We start from the raw sequence: 16817 nt of genomic DNA on the forward strand, positions 1-16817 counted from the left end.
TTGCCGGCACCGTTCGGACCGAGCAGCGCGAACACGGACCCGGCCGGGATGTGCAGGTCGATGCCGTCGAGGACGGTCTTGTCGCCGTAGGACTTGCGCAGAGCGTTCGCCGCGATGGCTGGATTGGTCATGATGGATGCTCCTCAGAGGCTGCGGGCGACGATGTCGCCGTAAGCGGTGGTCGCGTGGATGGTCAGGTCCGCGGCGGCGCCGTCGGTGTTCCTGAGCGTGTTGCGGATCCGGCCGTAGGAGGTGCCCGCGTCCAGGGAGGCGGAGACCCCGGGGGCGGCGCCGACCGACACCTCGCCGGCCTCGGTACGCAGCACGACCGCACCGCGCACCGCCTCGGAGATCCGGATGTCGCCCTTCGCGGTGCTGATCTCCGAGGGGCCGCCCAGCCGGCCGACGAGGACGTCACCGGCGAGGGTGGTGAGGCGGGCACTCGCGGCCTCGTCGAGCTTGACCGAGCCGTGCGAGCCCTCGAAGGTGACGTCGCCGAGCCGTCCGACGCCCCGGAACTCCGCGCTCCCCGCCCTGGCCTCGACCCGGGAGTCGGCGGGCAGTTGGATGGTCACCTCGATGGAGCCGGGACTGCCGAGCTTCCGGTTCCTGACCGGGGACTCGACCCGCAGGACACCGTCGCCGTATTCGACCCGGGCCTGCTCCGCCGCCGCCACGTCGCGGCCGCTCGAGGCGTCCGCGGGCAGGACCTCGACCGTGGTGTCGGCCCGGTCGGCGGCGATGAGCCTGATGCGCCCCACGGGGATGTCGAGGACGGTGGAGATCGAGGTGGGGGTGTCGAACGTCCGCATGGTGCTCTCCTTTGGCCTGCTGGTTTCTGACGTTCGAAACGCTACGTTGCATTCACGGATCAGGCAACAAGGTTGTTGCGTCGAAGTGCGATAAGTGCAGGTGAAATAGGCTCAATTGTTGCAATGGCCTTCCTGTTTAACGCAACGTCAGTTGTGCGGTCGTTGCAATGAAATGAAGTCGAACGCTATGCTGACGGCACCTAGGAAGTACGAAGGAGACAGCGATGCCTGGAGGCAGGCTCACTCAGCAGGAGCGTCAGCAGATCGCACTGGGGCTGGCCGACGGCCTCGCCTACGCGGAGATCGCCAGGCGCCTCGACCGTCCGACCTCGACGATCACCCGTGAGGTGATGCGCAACGGCGGCCCCACCGCCTACCGTGCCGACCTCGCACACCGCGCCACCGAACACCGCGCCCACCGGCGCAGGCAGCCCGCCGCGTCCCAGGGCCCGAACGTGCCGCCGCAGGCCCACGGGCGGGACGCCGACGCCGTGCGTGAGTACGAGGAGGTGTTCACCACGGTCCTCATGGCCTCGGGCATGCCCAAGATGATGGCCCGGGTCATGGCCTGTCTCATCCTCACCGACTCCGGCAGCCTCACCGCGTCCGAACTCGTCCAGCGCCTCCGGGTAAGCCCGGCCTCCGTCTCCAAGGCGATCGCGTTCCTCGACGAGCAGGCCTTCGTCCGGCGGGAACGCGACGAACGCCGCCGCGAGCGCTATGTCGTCGACGACGACATCTGGTACCAGTCGACGATGGCCAGTGCCCGGTCCATCGCCCAGGTCGTCGAGACCGCACGGCAGGGCGTCGGCGTCCTCGGCTCCGGCACCCCGGCCGGCGCCCGCCTGGAGAACGTCGCCCGCTTCCTCGACTTCGTCAGCGAGAGCACCGCCCGCGCCGCCGAGCAGGCCCGCGAGGTCCTCCACACGAAAGCCAGGACGCCCGGGCCCACGGTTCCGGACGCGGAGACGACGCGGTAGGAGACAGGAGACAGCGCGCTCACTGCCGCGTGCGTCGTCCGCCTGCCGCGTCGTCTCCGCCGCCCTACAGCCAGGTCGCGAACTCCAGCAGCAGTTCCGCGTCCCGCTCCCGCCCCACCCGGCGGGCCCGTACGCCCGACTCGACCGCGCGGAACAGCGTCCAGCCGCGCAGCCGTTCCTGGTCGACCTCCAGCGACTCCGCGAGCCGCTTGATCCGCCGCCGGGTCGTCGAGGCGCCCGAAGGCTGGGCGATGAGGTCCTCCACCCGGTCCCGCACCAGCCGCGCGAGGTCGAAGGCGCTCTCGCCGACGACGGGGTCGGGACCCACGGCCAGCCACGGCATCCGGTCCCCGGCGAGCACCTTGCTCTGCCGGAACGTGCCGTGCAGAAGCCGCTGCTCGGGCGGCGAGTCCAGCAGTTCCGAACGGGCCGCGAGCGCCGCGTCGACCAGCGGCGCCACGGCGGGGCCGGCCACCGCGCCCGCCCGCATGGCCTCGGCCTGCCGCCCGGTCCGCTCGCCCACGGTCTCGAAGGGGTGGCCGGCGGGCGGCTCGACCCACAGCCGCCGCAGTGTCCCCGCGGCCTCCAGCAACGCCTTCGCCTCCGGCAGCGACCGCACCGACACGTCCGGACGCAGCCGCTCCAGCAACAGCACGCCCTGAGTGGTCTCCGCGTCCAGCAGCTGTACGGCGCCGAGTCCGCCCCAGTGGACGAGTGCGGCCCGCTCGCTCTCCGGACGCGCCCGGGGCGGGGCCAGCTTCAGCACCGCGGGAGTCCCGTCGGCCGTGCGTACCAGGACCACCAGGCTGCTGCGCCCGCCGGGCACCTGCACACGCTCCACGGTCAACTCGCGCAGCGCCACGGCCCGCTCCGCCGCTGCGGGCAGCTTCTCCAACCAGTCGTCACCGTCCGGTGCCGTCTCACCGAGCGCCCTGACCAGACGCCGCGGCGGTTCGAAAGCCATGCGCGAGCCGTTCCCTTCCCGTACGGGCTGCCGTACGTGTTACGCGGTCGGAGCCGCCGAGTCCGAGGCCGGGTGGGACCCCGAGTCCGCGGCCGAGTCCGACGCCGCATCCGGCGTCGACTCCGGCCTCGACGGGCCGCCGGCCCGCTCCGCGAGCCCAGGGAAGGCTACGCTCCCGCCCCGCCAGCGCACCGCCCGGACCGCCGCCTCCCGCAGCGCCCCGGCCGCGGTGGCCCGCCGTGCGCCCTCGGCCGCCCGCACCAGGTCCGAATAGACACCGGCCACGCGCTCCTCGAGCTCGGCCGCCAGTCGCACCGCCGCCGCCGAGTCCGGCACCGAGAAGGGCAGCGCGTACCCGGCCGCCGCGGCGACCGGCTTGCCACCGAGGTCGCGCACCCTGCGCACCAGCGCGTCCCGCCGCGCCCGGTGCGCGTCGTAGGCCGTCCGGGCCTCGGCGCGCCGCTCCTCGCGGACGCGTCCACCGACGACCCCGTAGCCGTACACGGCCGCGTGCTCCGCCGCCAGCGCCGCCTGGACGGCCTCCAGCTCCCGGTCCTCCGCCTCGCTCACCCGTCACCCTCCGTCAGCAGATACACGTGCGCCGATCCGGCCGCCGCCACCGAGGCCAGCAACCGCGCCAGCTCGCCGGGTACCTCCGGCAGCGCCCCTGTCCTCCGGCCGGCCAGCTCCCGCTCGGCGGCGGCCAGCAGTGCCAGGGCGTCCTTCTCGGCCGCCGGTACGGCGGCGGGGCCGTCCTCCGGCCCCGCGGCCCGCGCGGAGACCGAGGGCGAGGCCGCGCGCACGGCGCCGAACGCCTCCGCGTGCCTTACGACCTCCGCGTGCAGCGGCCCCAGCCGCTCCGCCAGCCCCGGATGAGCGGTGATCACCGCCGCGTACCGACCGGCCAGCTCCTCGCTGTCCCGGGCCGCACGCGCGCGTGCCCGGTCGGCGGCCGGCGGACTGCCCTCCGTGCCGCCGTCGCCCGACCCGCCGGAACAGCCGGCGAGCAGGGCGGCCCCGGCGGCCGACGCGAGCAGGCTCCTTCTGCGCGGCCCCGAGGGCGGGCGCGGCGACGATGAGGAAAACGACACGGCAGACGTCCTCGACAGGCTCGTACGGAAGCGACGGCAAAGCGACGGGCGAGCGGCGGGAATCCGCGGTGCGGCCTGCCCGTGATCACGGTACCCGGGCCCCGGCCGGGCACCACTCATCGGCGCCGCCCGTCCAGGGTGGACGGCAACACCCCCCGCGACCGGATACCCTTTGACCAGACACGCGACCCATCCCACAACAGCACACGCGGCCGAGGAGTCACCCGGATGAGCACCACCCAGAGCGAGAGGCTGCGAGAGCTGCTGGAGCCGCTCGTCGCCTCCCAGGGCCTGGACCTCGAAGAGATCGCGGTGGACTCGGTCGGCCGCAGGCGTGTGCTGCGTGTCGTCGTCGACTCCGACACCGGCGCGGACCTGGACCGCATCGCCGATGTGAGCCGCGCGCTCTCGGCGAAGCTCGACGAGACCGACGCGATGGGCGAGGGGGAGTACACCCTCGAGGTCGGCACCCCGGGCGCGGAGCGCTCCCTCACCGAGCACCGCCACTACCTGCGCGCCACCCACCGCCTGGTGCGGTTCCAGCTCCACGAGGGCGGCGAACTGGTCGCGCGCATCCTCGCCGTGGACGACGCCGGACTCGACCTCGAAGTGCCGGGAGTGAAGGGCCGCAAGGCCACCACCCGCAGACTCGACTTCGGCGACATCGACAAGGCACGCGTGCAGGTCGAGTTCAACCGCAAGGACGACGGCGGCGACCCGGGCAGCAAGAACGACCAGTCCAACAAGAACGACAAGGAAGAGGAGGAGGCGTAGCCGTGGACATCGACATGAGCGCCCTGCGGGGCTTGGTGCGGGAGAAGGAGATCTCCTTCGACCTGTTGGTCCAAGCGATCGAGTCGGCCCTCCTCATCGCCTACCACCGCACCGAGGGAAGCCGCCGGCACGCGCGCGTGGAGCTCAACCGGGACACCGGGCATGTGACCGTGTGGGCGAAGGAGGACCCCGACGACCTCGAAGAGGGCCAGGCGGCCCGCGAGTTCGACGACACCCCGTCCGACTTCGGCCGTATCGCCGCCACCACCGCCAAGCAGGTCATCCTGCAGCGGCTGCGCGACGCCGAGGACGACGCGACGCTCGGTGAGTACGCCGGCCGTGAGGGCGACATCGTCACCGGCGTGGTCCAGCAGGGCCGCGACCCGAAGAACGTGCTCGTCGACATCGGCAAGCTGGAGGCCATCCTGCCGGTGCAGGAGCAGGTGCCGGGCGAGACCTACCCGCACGGCATGCGGCTGCGGTCGTACGTCGTCCGGGTGGCCAAGGGCGTGCGCGGCCCCTCCGTCACGCTGTCCCGCACGCACCCCAACCTGGTGAAGAAGCTCTTCGCCCTGGAGGTGCCGGAGATCGCCGACGGCTCCGTGGAGATCTCCGCGATCGCCCGCGAGGCCGGCCACCGCACCAAGATCGCCGTACGCTCCACCCGCTCGGGCCTGAACGCCAAGGGTGCCTGCATCGGCCCCATGGGCGGCCGGGTGCGCAATGTCATGGGCGAGCTGAACGGCGAGAAGATCGACATCGTCGACTGGTCGGACGACCCGGCCGAGATGGTGGCGAACGCACTCTCCCCGGCCCGCGTCTCCAAGGTGGAGGTCGTGGACCTGGCCGCCCGCTCCGCACGCGTGATCGTGCCCGACTACCAGCTCTCGCTGGCGATCGGCAAGGAGGGCCAGAACGCCCGCCTCGCGGCCCGGCTGACCGGCTGGCGGATCGACATCCGGCCGGACACCGAGCAGCCGTCCGAGCAGGCGTCCGGCCGCCCGTCGGCGGGGCACGGGGAATAGATCCAAGCCGCACGGCGCTGAGATCACGACAGTCTTGCGTGCGGCATGTGTTCGATTCTTGCCCCAAAGGGGTGAGGTCGGTCCGGGGAGGTAGACTTAGCGGTGTCTGGCCGGACACGTACCCGAGCCTGCCCTGAGCGCACCTGCGTGGGGTGCCGGGAGCGAGCGGTCAAGCGCGAGCTGCTGCGCACCGTGGCGGTCGAGGGTGAATGCACCCCCGATCCACGCGGTACGCTGCCCGGCCGGGGTGCTTATGTGCACCCCGCACCGGTCTGTGTCGACCAGGCAGTGCGCCGCAAGGCGTTCCCGCGGGCGCTCCGCGTCCCGGGGCCGCTCGACGTAAAGGCGTTGCGCCGCTACGTCGAGCAGGCACAGGGTTGCTGACAGCAGCATGTAGGCAACGTGCCAAGGAAGACGAGCCGTACGGAACCCCGTGCGGCCTGGTACCTCGCGAAGTGAAAGCAGGTCGAGATTGCGATGAGCACTCGATGAGTACGCGATGAGTACGCCCATGAACTAGCGACGGTCCGGACGCAACCCGGACCTCAGAGGAGCGAAGTGGCTAAGGTCCGGGTCTACGAACTCGCCAAGGAGTTCGGTGTCGAGAGCAAGGTCGTCATGGCCAAGCTCCAGGAACTCGGTGAGTTCGTCCGTTCGGCGTCTTCGACGATCGAAGCGCCCGTAGTACGCAAGCTGACAGACGCATTCCAGCAGGGCAGTGGCAACGGCCGGTCCGCCGGCCGTCCCGCGGCCCCGAAGAAGGCAGCCCCCAGGCCCGCCGCGCCGTCCCCGGCGCAGGCGGCGCGCCCGGCTGCCCCGCGGCCGCCGGCCGCGCCCAAGCCCGCTGCCGAGCAGCAGCCCGAGGCTCCGTCGGCTCCCGCGCCGGCGCCGTCCCAGGGCCAGGGCCAGTCCCAGGGCCAGTCCCAGGGCCAGCGTCCGACGCCGGGCCCGAAGCCCGCGCCGCGTCCGGCCCCGGCCGCCCCGGAGTTCACCGCTCCGCCGGCCGCCCCGGCCACTCCGGCCGCACCGGCCGCCTCGACTCCGGCTCCGGCCGGACCGAAGCCCGGTGGCCAGCGTCCCGGTGCTCCCAAGCCCGGCGGCGCCCGTCCGTCCGGTCCGGGTCAGGACCGCGGTCAGCAGGGCGGCCAGGGCCGTCCCGGTGGCCAGCGTCCCGGCGCCCCGGCGCAGCGTCCCGGAGGCCGCTCCGGCGGTCCGCGTCCGGGTAACAACCCCTTCACGTCCGGCGGCAACGCCGGTATGGCGCGCCCGCAGGCGCCCCGTCCGCAGGGCGGCCCGCGCCCGGGTGGTCCCGGTGCCCCCGGCGCCGGTCCCCGTCCGCAGGCTCCCGGCGGCCAGGGCGGCGGTCCCCGTCCCCAGGCTCCGGGCGGCAACCGCCCGACCCCGGGCTCGATGCCGCGTCCGCAGGGCGGCGGCCAGGGCGGTCCCCGTCCCGGCGGTCCCCGTCCGAACCCCGGCATGATGCCGCAGCGTCCCGCTGCGGGCCCGCGTCCCGGTCCCGGTGGCGGCGGTCGCGGTCCCGGCGGTGCCGGTCGTCCCGGCGGCGGCGGTCGTCCCGGTGGCGGCGGCGGCTTCGCCGGTCGTCCCGGTGGCGGCGGCGGTGCCGGTCGTCCCGGTGGCGGCGGCGGTTTCGCCGGTCGTCCCGGTGGTGGCGGCGGCTTCGGTGGCGGCGGTGGCCGTCCCGGCTTCGGCGGTCGTCCCGGTGGTCCGGGTGGCCGCGGTGGCACGCAGGGCGCCTTCGGTCGTCCCGGCGGTCCCGCGCGTCGCGGTCGCAAGTCGAAGCGGCAGAGGCGCCAGGAGTACGAGGCCATGCAGGCCCCGTCGGTCGGCGGCGTGATGCTGCCTCGCGGCAACGGCGAAGCCATTCGCCTGTCGCGCGGTGCGTCGCTCACCGACTTCGCGGAGAAGATCAACGCCAACCCGGCGTCGCTCGTCGCGGTCATGATGAACCTCGGCGAGATGGTCACCGCGACCCAGTCCGTCTCCGACGAGACGCTTCAGCTCCTCGCCGGCGAGATGAACTACACGGTTCAGATCGTCAGCCCGGAGGAGGAGGACCGCGAGCTGCTCGAGTCCTTCGACCTGGAGTTCGGTGAGGACGAGGGCTCCGAGGAGGACCTGGTCGTCCGTCCGCCGGTCGTGACCGTCATGGGTCACGTCGACCACGGTAAGACCCGGCTGCTCGACGCCATCCGCAAGACGAACGTCATCGCGGGCGAGGCCGGCGGCATCACCCAGCACATCGGTGCCTACCAGGTCGCGACCGAGGTCAACGAAGAAGAGCGCAAGATCACCTTCATCGACACCCCGGGTCACGAGGCGTTCACCGCCATGCGTGCCCGTGGTGCGCGGTCGACCGACATCGCGATCCTGGTCGTCGCGGCCAACGACGGCGTCATGCCGCAGACGGTCGAGGCGCTCAACCACGCCAAGGCGGCCGAGGTCCCGATCGTCGTCGCGGTCAACAAGATCGACGTCGAGGGTGCCGACCCGACCAAGGTGCGCGGTCAGCTCACCGAGTACGGGCTGGTGGCCGAGGAGTTCGGCGGCGACACGATGTTCGTCGACATCTCCGCCAAGCAGGGTCTGAACATCGACTCGCTGCTGGAGGCCGTGGTCCTCACGGCCGACGCCTCGCTCGACCTGCGGGCCAACCCGACGCAGGACGCGCAGGGCATCTCGATCGAGTCCCGTCTCGACCGCGGCCGCGGTGCCGTGGCGACGGTCCTCGTGCAGCGAGGCACCCTGCGGGTCGGCGACACGATGGTGGTGGGCGACGCCTACGGCCGCGTCCGCGCCATGCTCGACGACAACGGCAACAACGTCGCCGAGGCCGGCCCGTCGACGCCGGTCCAGGTCCTGGGCCTGACCAACGTCCCGGGCGCGGGTGACAACTTCATCGTGGTCGAGGAGGACCGTACGGCCCGCCAGATCGCGGAGAAGCGCGCCGCCCGCGAGCGCAACGCCGCGTTCGCCAAGCGCACCCGCCGCGTGTCGCTGGAGGACCTGGACAAGGTGCTCAAGGCCGGCGAGGTCCAGCAGCTGAACCTGATCATCAAGGGTGACGCTTCCGGTTCCGTCGAGGCCCTCGAGTCCTCGCTGCTCCAGCTGGACGTCGGCGAAGAGGTCGACATCCGCGTCCTGCACCGCGGCGTCGGTGCGGTCACGGAGTCCGACATCGACCTGGCGATGGGCTCCGACGCCATCGTGATCGGCTTCAACGTGCGCGCCGCCGGGCGTGCCGCGCAGATGGCCGAGCGCGAGGGTGTGGACGTCCGGTACTACTCGGTCATCTACCAGGCGATCGAGGAGATCGAGGCGGCCCTCAAGGGCATGCTCAAGCCGGAGTACGAAGAGGTCGAGCTCGGTACGGCGGAGATCCGCGAGGTCTTCCGCTCGTCCAAGCTGGGCAACATCGCGGGTGTTCTCATCCGCTCCGGCGAGGTCAAGCGCAACACCAAGGCGCGCCTGCTGCGCGATGGCAAGGTCATCGCGGAGAGCCTCAACATCGTCGGTCTGCGTCGCTTCAAGGACGACGTCACCGAGATCCGCGAAGGCTTCGAGGGCGGTATCAACCTCGGAAACTTCAACGACATCAAGGTCGACGACGTCATCGCGACGTACGAGATGCGCGAGAAGCCGCGGGTGTAACAGCCCCGACTTCCGAGAAGGCGCGGTCCGGGGCCGGTCGGCGGAGCACAATATCCGTCGATCGGCCCCGGCCGTTCGTTGTACGGTTCTGATGTCCCCGTCACATGGATGACGGGGCCATCGATCCCGGACCGGCGGGTGAACCGGTTACACATGTATGTGGGGACGCTGTCCTTCGACCTCCTCCTCGGCGACGTACATTCGCTGAAGGAGAAGCGCTCCGTCGTCCGCCCGATCGTCGCCGAGCTCCAGCGGAAGTACGCGGTGAGCGCGGCCGAGGTGGAGCACATGGACCTCCACCGGCGGGCGGTCGTCGGCCTGGCCCTGGTGTCCGGTGACGCGGGGCACCTCTCCGACGTACTCGACCGGTGCGAGCGGCTGGTGGCCGGGCGCCCCGAGGTGGAGCTGCTGTCCGTCAGACGGCGCTTCCACGGCGACGACGACTGACCAGAAAGCGCACAAGAAGCGCAGACGAAGAAAGAGAACGGGAGACGGACCAGTGGCCGACAACGCGCGGGCGAAAAGGCTGGCGGACCTCATCCGAGAGGTGGTGGCCCAGAAGCTGCAGCGTGGGATCAAGGACCCGCGGCTCGGCTCGCACGTCACCATCACGGACACCCGGGTCACGGGTGACCTGCGGGAGGCGACCGTCTTCTACACGGTGTACGGGGACGACGAGGAGCGCGCGGCCGCGAGCGCGGGCCTGGAGAGCGCCAAGGGCATCCTGCGCTCCGAGGTCGGCAAGGCGGCGGGCGTGAAGTTCACGCCGACCCTGACCTTCGTCATGGACGCCCTCCCGGACACCGCACGGAACATCGAGGACCTCCTCGACAAGGCGCGCCAGTCCGACGAGAAGGTGCGCGAGGCGTCCGCGGGCGCCGCGTACGCCGGTGAGGCGGACCCGTACCGCAAGCCGGACGAGTCCGAAGACGAGGCAGATGCCGTCGAGGCCGACGAGACGGACGACACCGCTAAATGACAGAGAAGCACTCCACGCCCGACGGCCTTGTCATCGTCGACAAGCCGTCGGGCTTCACTTCGCACGACGTCGTCGCCAAGATGCGGGGCATCGCCCGCACCCGGCGCGTCGGGCACGCCGGCACGCTCGACCCGATGGCGACGGGCGTCCTGGTCCTCGGCGTGGAGCGGGCGACCAAGCTCCTCGGGCACCTCGCCCTCACCGAGAAGGAGTACCTGGGCACGATCAGGCTCGGGCAGACGACGCTCACCGACGACGCCGAGGGCGAGATCACGGGGTCGCGAGACGCCTCGAAGGTCACCCGGGACGCCGTCGACGCGGCCGTCGCCAAGCTGACCGGCGACATCATGCAGGTGCCGTCCAAGGTCAGCGCGATCAAGATCAACGGCGTGCGCTCCTACAAGCGGGCGCGCGAGGGCGAGGAGTTCGAGATCCCCGCCCGCCCCGTCACCGTCTCCTCCTTCGCGGTGTACGACGTCCGGGACGCCGTCGCCGAGGACGGCACCCCGGTGACGGACCTGGTGGTCTCGGTGGTCTGCTCCTCCGGCACCTACATCCGCGCCCTCGCCCGCGACCTGGGCGCCGACCTGGGCGTCGGCGGTCACCTGACCGCCCTGCGCCGCACCCGCGTCGGTCCGTACAAGCTGGACGCGGCCAGGACGCTGGACCAGCACCAGCAGGAGCTCGCCGTCATGCCGATCGCGGACGCGGCGGCCGCCGCCTTCCCCCGCTGGGACGTGGACGTCAGGCGCGCGCGGCTGCTCACCAACGGCGTACGGCTGGAGATGCCGGAAACGTACGCGGGCGCGGGTACCGTCGCCGTCTTCGACGCCGAGGGCCGCTTCCTGGCGCTCGTGGAGGAACACAGGGGCAAGGCGAAGAGCCTGGCCGTGTTCGGCTGAGCCGACCCGCCTTCGGGCTCCGCCCGTGGAGCGGCGATCACGGGGACGTCCATCGTCGCCGCTCCACGGTCCCCCTCGGTTCCCCCACCACCTAGGGTGTATCCAACCCTCCCTTCCTGTTCACCCGTCCGGGCAGGCGCTCGGAGTGAACCGGGGGAGTGGAAGGGGGCGCGTTCGCCACGGGATCTGTCCCATTGATCATCACGCGCCTACCGTCGAACACACAGCACGGGTGTACGGCGGGGAGGTCGACGATGGCGTCGCGGCACCGGTCCCGGGAGGCGGCGGGCGGCAGGGCGGAACTGCGGTCCCGGGACGGTATCCGGGACGCGCGCGGTGGGCCCCCGGCCGTTCGGGAGGCGGACCCGACACGATGCGCGCCCGACGACGCGCTGATCCGCGTCCACGACCTGGCCGGCCGTCCGCGCGGCACCGGCTTCGTCGCCGACCACCACGGCACGGTGATCACCAGCCACGAGGCGGTCGACGGTCTCTCCCGGCTGGTGCTGACCGGCGCCGGGGACCGCCGACGTGTCGTGGCGGCCGCCGACGTGACCCCGCTGCCCGCGCTGGGGCTGGCCCTCGTACGCGCCCAGGGCCTCGGTGCCGAGCCGCTGCCCGTCACGGTGCGGGGCAGGGTCGAGGCCGGGACGTACGTCCGGATCGCCGCCGGTGGCTGGCGCGAGGCCCGGGTCCTCGGCGCCACCGACGTCCACTACGCGGCCACCGACCGCTTCCACGTCATCGGTGACGCCCTGGAGCTCGCGCTCGGCACATCGGGGCGGGACGCGCTGCGGCTGGGCGGCGGCGCGGCCGGTGGCCCAGTGCTCGACGTCGCGACCGGCGCGGTCGTCGGCGTAGTCGGCACCGCCCTGAGCTCCGCACACAGCGACGTCGGCTTCGCGGTGCCCCTGCTGCCCGCCCCCGCCCCCGGCCCCCTCGCCGACCTGCTCGCCGAGAACGCGGCGACGGTACCGGCGTACGGCGCCGACCTCAATCTGGCCGGCGTGCTCGCACTCACGGCGACCTCGGTGGGGCAGGACGGCCCGCCGGGGGCGGCGGCAGGGGGTGAGCGTGTGGGCGCCGGTGTGGGCGCCGGTGCCGGTGCGGGCGTGGGTGCGGGGCTGATGGCGGGAGGGGCGCCTCCCGGCTCCGGGAAGGGGCCTGCGGGGCCGGTCGAACGGGCGGCCACGGCAAGGGAGTTCGCCGCCTTCACCACGAGCCGCGCCAGTGTGCTCGGGCTGGTCGGCGCACCCGGCAGCGGCCGTACGACCGAACTGGCGGCCCTCGCCTCCCGCCGCGCGCTGGGGACGGATCCGGCGCCCACGCTCTGGCTGCGCGGCGCCGATCTGCGGGACGACGACATGTCGTTGGCGGACGCGGCACGCAGGACACTGGCCCGGGCCGCCCGCATCATCGCCGCCTCCGACCGTTCCCGCCCCGCCGGCCTCGGTGACATCACCCCGGACCGCCTCGCCCGCCTCGCCCGCACCGCCGGGCGCCCCCTCCTGCTGCTGCTCGACGCCCCGGAGGAGATGCCGCCCGTCCTGGCCCACCGCCTCCCCGAGTGGACCGACGGCACGGTGACGTGGCTGCGGGAGACGGGGGCACGGCTCGTGGTGGCATGCCGGGCGGAGTACTGGGAGCGGGCGGGAGCGGAGTTCCCCAGGGAGCTGTTGTACGGGGCGGCGGGGGAGCGTGCGTCCGGGCTGGCGACCGGGGGGCCGTCGGCCGGGGGGCCGTCGGCCGGGCCCGCCGTGTCGGTGCCGCAGTCCGGCTCGGCACCGGGAGAGCGGCTGTCCGGGCAGGTCGCGGGCGTGCCGTCGCCCCGGGGGGCTGCCCCCGGGGAGGAGCCGTGGTCCGGGTCGGTCTTCGCAGGCTCGTGCGCTTGGCCGGACATCGGCGAGAAGCCGCCGGCCGGGGTGGTTGGCGGATCGTTGTGGCCGGGCGCTGTCGGGGGCGGGCCGGGGTCGTCGTCGGGGGCGGTCGGCGAGGCGTCGTGGCCGGGTCCCGTCGGGGGTGAGCCGGGCCGGCCGCCCGGGGCGGCCGGTGAAGGGCCGCAGCGGACGGGGCCGGCCGGCGGACAGCCGCCCTCCGGGGCCGTAGCCCCTGAAGCCCGGTCGGAATCCGCCGAGCTCGGGCCCGGAGCCCTCGGCGCCGGGCTCCCGCCCTGCGTCCGCCTGGGTGATCTGCCGGACGACGAGGCCCGGCAGGCGCGCGCACGCTACCGCGTACCGGAAGGCGTCCTCGCGGACCCCGACGGCCGGCACCCCCTCACCCTGCGCCTGCTCTCCGAGGTCCACGAGGCCATCCCCGGCTCCCCGCCCCCGGCCCGCGTCGACCGGGACGGGGTCTTCGCGGCCTACCTGGACCTGATGTGCCTGCGCGTCGCGATCCGCCTGGCCGGGGAGAACGGCCTGCACGGCACCGCCGTACGCCGTCTCGCGGCCAAGGTCTCCGGTCAGGTGCACGAGGCGGCCCGGCGCAGCCTCGGCCCAGGCCAAGGCGAGCTGGACCGGGAGTCGTTCGAGGCGGTGTTCCCGTGGGGACCGGCACCCGCCCGGCTCGGTGGCGGCACCGGCTGGGCAGCGGCCGTACTCGGCGAGGGCCTCCTCGTGCCCGCCGGCGGCGGCTACCGCTTCGCGCACGAGGAACTCGCCGACTGGATCCAGGGCACTCACCTCGACCTGGACGAGGCCCTGCGCGCCCTCGTCCACCGCCGCGGCACCCCCACCCACTTCCTCCCCGTGCCGCGCCACCGCATCGCCCCCGTCGTCGAGGCCCTGCTGCTCCTCGCCCGCCAGTACGGCGTACCCCAACTCGCACTGAAGCTCGAGGAGTTGGTGAACGCCCTCGATGCCGACCCGCTCTCCTGGTGGGCCGCCCGGCTGCTCGCCGAGGTACTGACACGCGTACCGGACGCCACGCCGTACACGGACGTGCTGCGGCTGCTGGCCGACGGCATCGCGGAGCGGCGGGTCGAAGGACAGGCCGCGCCGGGGGAGTTCGGGCCCGCCTTCTGGACGGCCCTGCGGCTGCCGGAGGCCACGCGCCTGGACCTGCTGCGCCGACTCGTCCTCGCCGACGGCCCTCCGCACCAGCCCGGCCCTCGCCACCTCGACACCGTCGCCGGACTGCTCGCCGCCGACCCCACGGCCGTACAGCCGCTCCTCGTCCGCTGGTTCGACGACGAGCGGCCGCTGCCCGCCACCCCGCACGCGACCGTCGCGACGGCCGCACAGGCGCTGCTGCACACGCACCGCCACCGCGGCCTCGACGGTCTCACCGAGGTTCTCGTCGACAGTGCGCACCGACGGGCCGACGAGCTCCTCGCCGTCCTCGCCGAGGAGGAGCCGTCCGCCCTCTGCCGGGCCGTCGAGCGGTGGGCGCGCGACGAGCGGCCCGCCCGGCGGACCGCGGCGGTGACCCACGGCCTGCGCACCGCCCCGCACGCACGCACCACCGCCGACCGCACCCTGATCCGGCACACCGCCCTGGTCCTGCTCGCCGACCCGGCCGACAGCGCCCTGCGCGGCGGCGCGCTCGCCCTGCTCGTGCGGGACCCGGGCAGCCGCGACCGGCACCTCACGCGGGCGCTCGGCCACTTCGCGGCGGGCGATCCGTACCTCCCGCCGAGCGCGGTGGCCGCCGCCTTGCCGACCCATCCGGACCCCGTCCTCGACGCCTTCCGGGCCCGGCTGCGCGGCCCGGACGCCGGCGAGGCGCTGCGCAGGCTCGCCGACGCCACCACGCCCGCGCTGGCCCGCCGGGTGGCCGTACTCGTCGGGGAGGCCGTGGCGGAGCGCCCGGAGACCGCCGGGCACGTGGCCGCCTACGTCGACCGGCGCCTCGACCAGGACCCCGCCGCCCGCCCCGTACTCCACCCCCTGGTCACCGGCCTGCTGGACGACGGTCCCGCGCCGGTGCGGGCCGCGCTCGCCGGCGTCCTCGCCGCCGACGGCACCCCCGGCCGCGGCCCGCTCCGCCGCGAGCTGCGCGAACACCTCCTGGCCCACGAGCACGACCCCGCCGTCCTGGACGCCCTACTGCACGCGGCGGCCCAGTGCGGCGGCGACGGCCTGCGAACCCTCGTGCACCGCACCGGTCTCCTCCTCGTCCGCACACCGGACGGCGCCACCCGCTTCGACCGCGGCCTGGTCGACCTGGCCCGTCACCTCCCGGGTTTCGCCGCCCGGATCACCGGCTGGCTGGCCGACGAGCCCCAGGACTGGGCCGCGCTGGTGGGCCCCAGCGCCCGCCGCACGATCGAGAACCTCGCGGGCGCACGAGTCCCCGTGTGACCCGGCCCCGGCGCACCCGGCGTGCACCCGGTCACAGCACCGATGCCGATGCGGGCGGGAGCCGGTCGGCATGGCACCCTTAGACCTGCGTAAGAGGCACCCACGGAAACCACCGAGGAGCAGACACAGTGCAGCGCTGGCGTGGCTTGGAGGACATCCCCGAGGACTGGGGACGCAGCGTCGTCACCATCGGCTCCTACGACGGCGTCCACCGCGGGCACCAGCTGATCATCAAGCACGCCGTGGACCGCGCCCGCGAGCTGGGGGTACCCGCCGTCGTCGTCACCTTCGACCCGCACCCCAGCGAGGTCGTCCGCCCCGGCAGCCACCCGCCGCTGCTCGCCCCGCACCACCGCCGTGCCGAACTGATGGCGGAGCTGGGCGTGGACGCGGTGCTGATCCTCCCGTTCACCAAGGAGTTCTCGAAGCTGTCCGCGGCCGACTTCGTGGTCAAGGTCCTCGTCGACCGGCTGCGCGCCAAGGCGGTCGTCGAGGGCCCCAACTTCCGCTTCGGCCACAAGGCCGCGGGCAACGTCGAGTTCCTCTCCGAACAGGGCAAGGTCTACGACTTCGAGGTAGAGGTCGTCGACCTGTACGTGTGCGGTGACGCGGGCGGCGGCGAACCGTTCTCCTCGACCCTGACCCGCCGCCTGGTCACCGAGGGCGACGTCGCGGGCGCCGCCGAGATCCTGGGCCGCCCGCACCGAGTCGAGGGCGTCGTCGTCCGGGGCGCCCAGCGCGGCCGGGAGATGGGCTTCCCCACGGCCAACGTCGAGACCCTCCCGCACACCGCCGTCCCGGCCGACGGCGTCTACGCCGGGTGGCTGCACGCCCAGGGAGAGGCGATGCCGGCCGCCATCTCCGTCGGCACCAACCCGCAGTTCGAGGGCACCGAGCGCACGGTGGAGGCGTACGCCATCGACCGCGTCGGCCTCGACCTGTACGGCCTGCACGTCGCCGTGGACTTCCTCGCCTTCGTACGGGGGCAGGCGAAGTTCGAGACGCTGGACGCGCTTGTCGTGCAGATGACCGACGACGTCGGCAGGTGCCGCGAGATCATCGCGGCGGAGGCCGCCCACCGGTCCTGACGGCCACACCGGCCGCCGGACCGGATACCCGGCGGTCGGTGGCGGGCGTGTGGTGGTCTGCCGGTGGGTGGGGCGGGTCGGTTCGGTGGGCGTGTGGTGGTCGCGTCATGCCGAGGTTCCATGGCCGCCGTTCCGGGTGGCCGTTCCGAGTGGCCGGTCGGGGTGGCGGGCGTGTGCTGGTCGCGTCACGCCGACGCCGTACGGCCGCCGTTCCGGGCAGCCGGTCGGGCGC

Annotated in this window: 14 protein-coding genes and 1 pseudogene; 10 read left to right on the forward strand and 5 right to left on the reverse strand. The window is 73.5% G+C overall.

Going from position 1 to position 16817, the window contains the following annotated elements; all coding sequences use genetic code 11:
- Both ACZ4V1_RS34440 and ACZ4V1_RS34445 read right to left on the reverse strand, forming a co-directional pair.
- Nucleotides 1-131 (reverse strand): annotated as a pseudogene (locus tag ACZ4V1_RS34440) (ABC transporter); the annotation flags it as partial.
- A gap of 12 nt (nt 132-143) precedes the next feature.
- Nucleotides 144-812 carry a DUF4097 family beta strand repeat-containing protein gene (locus ACZ4V1_RS34445; protein ID WP_468344625.1) on the reverse strand — a complete coding sequence of 223 codons (669 nt, stop codon included), beginning with the start codon at nt 810-812 and terminating at the stop codon, nt 144-146.
- 224 nt (nt 813-1036) lie between these two features.
- Between ACZ4V1_RS34445 and ACZ4V1_RS34450 the strand changes: the two genes are divergently transcribed.
- A complete protein-coding gene (locus ACZ4V1_RS34450; protein WP_468344628.1) occupies nt 1037-1792 on the forward strand; it encodes a helix-turn-helix domain-containing protein in 756 nt (251 codons plus the stop codon).
- A gap of 64 nt (nt 1793-1856) precedes the next feature.
- Here ACZ4V1_RS34450 and ACZ4V1_RS34455 read toward each other — a convergent pair whose 3' ends face one another.
- The 3 genes from ACZ4V1_RS34455 to ACZ4V1_RS34465 are packed head-to-tail and all read right to left on the reverse strand — an operon-like array spanning nt 1857 to nt 3847.
- Nucleotides 1857-2756: an aminoglycoside phosphotransferase family protein gene (locus ACZ4V1_RS34455; RefSeq protein WP_468344631.1), complete on the reverse strand. Its 900-nt coding sequence runs from the start codon at nt 2754-2756 to the stop codon at nt 1857-1859.
- Between the two features lie 39 nt (nt 2757-2795).
- Complete coding sequence (locus ACZ4V1_RS34460; RefSeq protein ID WP_468344634.1) at nt 2796-3326, reverse strand: ferritin-like domain-containing protein; 531 nt, start codon at nt 3324-3326, stop codon at nt 2796-2798.
- A complete protein-coding gene (locus ACZ4V1_RS34465) occupies nt 3323-3847 on the reverse strand; it encodes a hypothetical protein (protein WP_468344637.1) in 525 nt (174 codons plus the stop codon). The genes ACZ4V1_RS34460 and ACZ4V1_RS34465 overlap by 4 nt, the downstream gene beginning before the upstream one ends.
- Nucleotides 3848-4075: 228 nt before the next feature.
- On the opposite strand from ACZ4V1_RS34465, the gene rimP reads away from it, so the two are divergent.
- The 9 genes from rimP (at nt 4076) to ACZ4V1_RS34510 (ending at nt 16585) form a co-directional block, all read left to right on the forward strand.
- Nucleotides 4076-4621: a ribosome maturation factor RimP gene (gene rimP, locus ACZ4V1_RS34470; RefSeq protein WP_468344640.1), complete on the forward strand. Its 546-nt coding sequence runs from the start codon at nt 4076-4078 to the stop codon at nt 4619-4621.
- Nucleotides 4622-4623: 2 nt separating this feature from the next.
- Nucleotides 4624-5646 (forward strand): transcription termination factor NusA, encoded by a 1023-nt coding sequence (nusA, locus tag ACZ4V1_RS34475; RefSeq protein WP_468344643.1) that lies wholly within the window; start codon nt 4624-4626, stop codon nt 5644-5646.
- 102 nt (nt 5647-5748) lie between these two features.
- Nucleotides 5749-6030 carry a YlxR family protein gene (locus ACZ4V1_RS34480; protein WP_468344646.1) on the forward strand — a complete coding sequence of 94 codons (282 nt, stop codon included), beginning with the start codon at nt 5749-5751 and terminating at the stop codon, nt 6028-6030.
- Between the two features lie 174 nt (nt 6031-6204).
- Nucleotides 6205-9315 (forward strand): translation initiation factor IF-2, encoded by a 3111-nt coding sequence (gene infB / locus ACZ4V1_RS34485; RefSeq protein ID WP_468344649.1) that lies wholly within the window; start codon nt 6205-6207, stop codon nt 9313-9315.
- Between the two features lie 153 nt (nt 9316-9468).
- Nucleotides 9469-9762, forward strand: coding sequence for a DUF503 domain-containing protein (locus ACZ4V1_RS34490; protein ID WP_121749465.1), 294 nt, complete (start codon nt 9469-9471; stop codon nt 9760-9762).
- Between the two features lie 52 nt (nt 9763-9814).
- Nucleotides 9815-10294, forward strand: a complete 480-nt coding sequence (rbfA, locus tag ACZ4V1_RS34495; protein WP_468344652.1) for a 30S ribosome-binding factor RbfA — start codon at nt 9815-9817, stop codon at nt 10292-10294.
- Nucleotides 10291-11196 carry a tRNA pseudouridine(55) synthase TruB gene (truB, locus tag ACZ4V1_RS34500; protein ID WP_468344655.1) on the forward strand — a complete coding sequence of 302 codons (906 nt, stop codon included), beginning with the start codon at nt 10291-10293 and terminating at the stop codon, nt 11194-11196. The genes rbfA and truB overlap by 4 nt, the downstream gene beginning before the upstream one ends.
- A gap of 254 nt (nt 11197-11450) precedes the next feature.
- Nucleotides 11451-15497, forward strand: coding sequence for a trypsin-like peptidase domain-containing protein (locus ACZ4V1_RS34505; protein WP_468344658.1), 4047 nt, complete (start codon nt 11451-11453; stop codon nt 15495-15497).
- A gap of 128 nt (nt 15498-15625) precedes the next feature.
- Complete coding sequence (locus tag ACZ4V1_RS34510) at nt 15626-16585, forward strand: bifunctional riboflavin kinase/FAD synthetase (RefSeq protein ID WP_468344661.1); 960 nt, start codon at nt 15626-15628, stop codon at nt 16583-16585.
- The last annotated feature ends 232 nt before the right edge of the window (nt 16586-16817 follow it).

This window comes from Streptomyces sp. NPDC028991 (assembly GCF_055564775.1).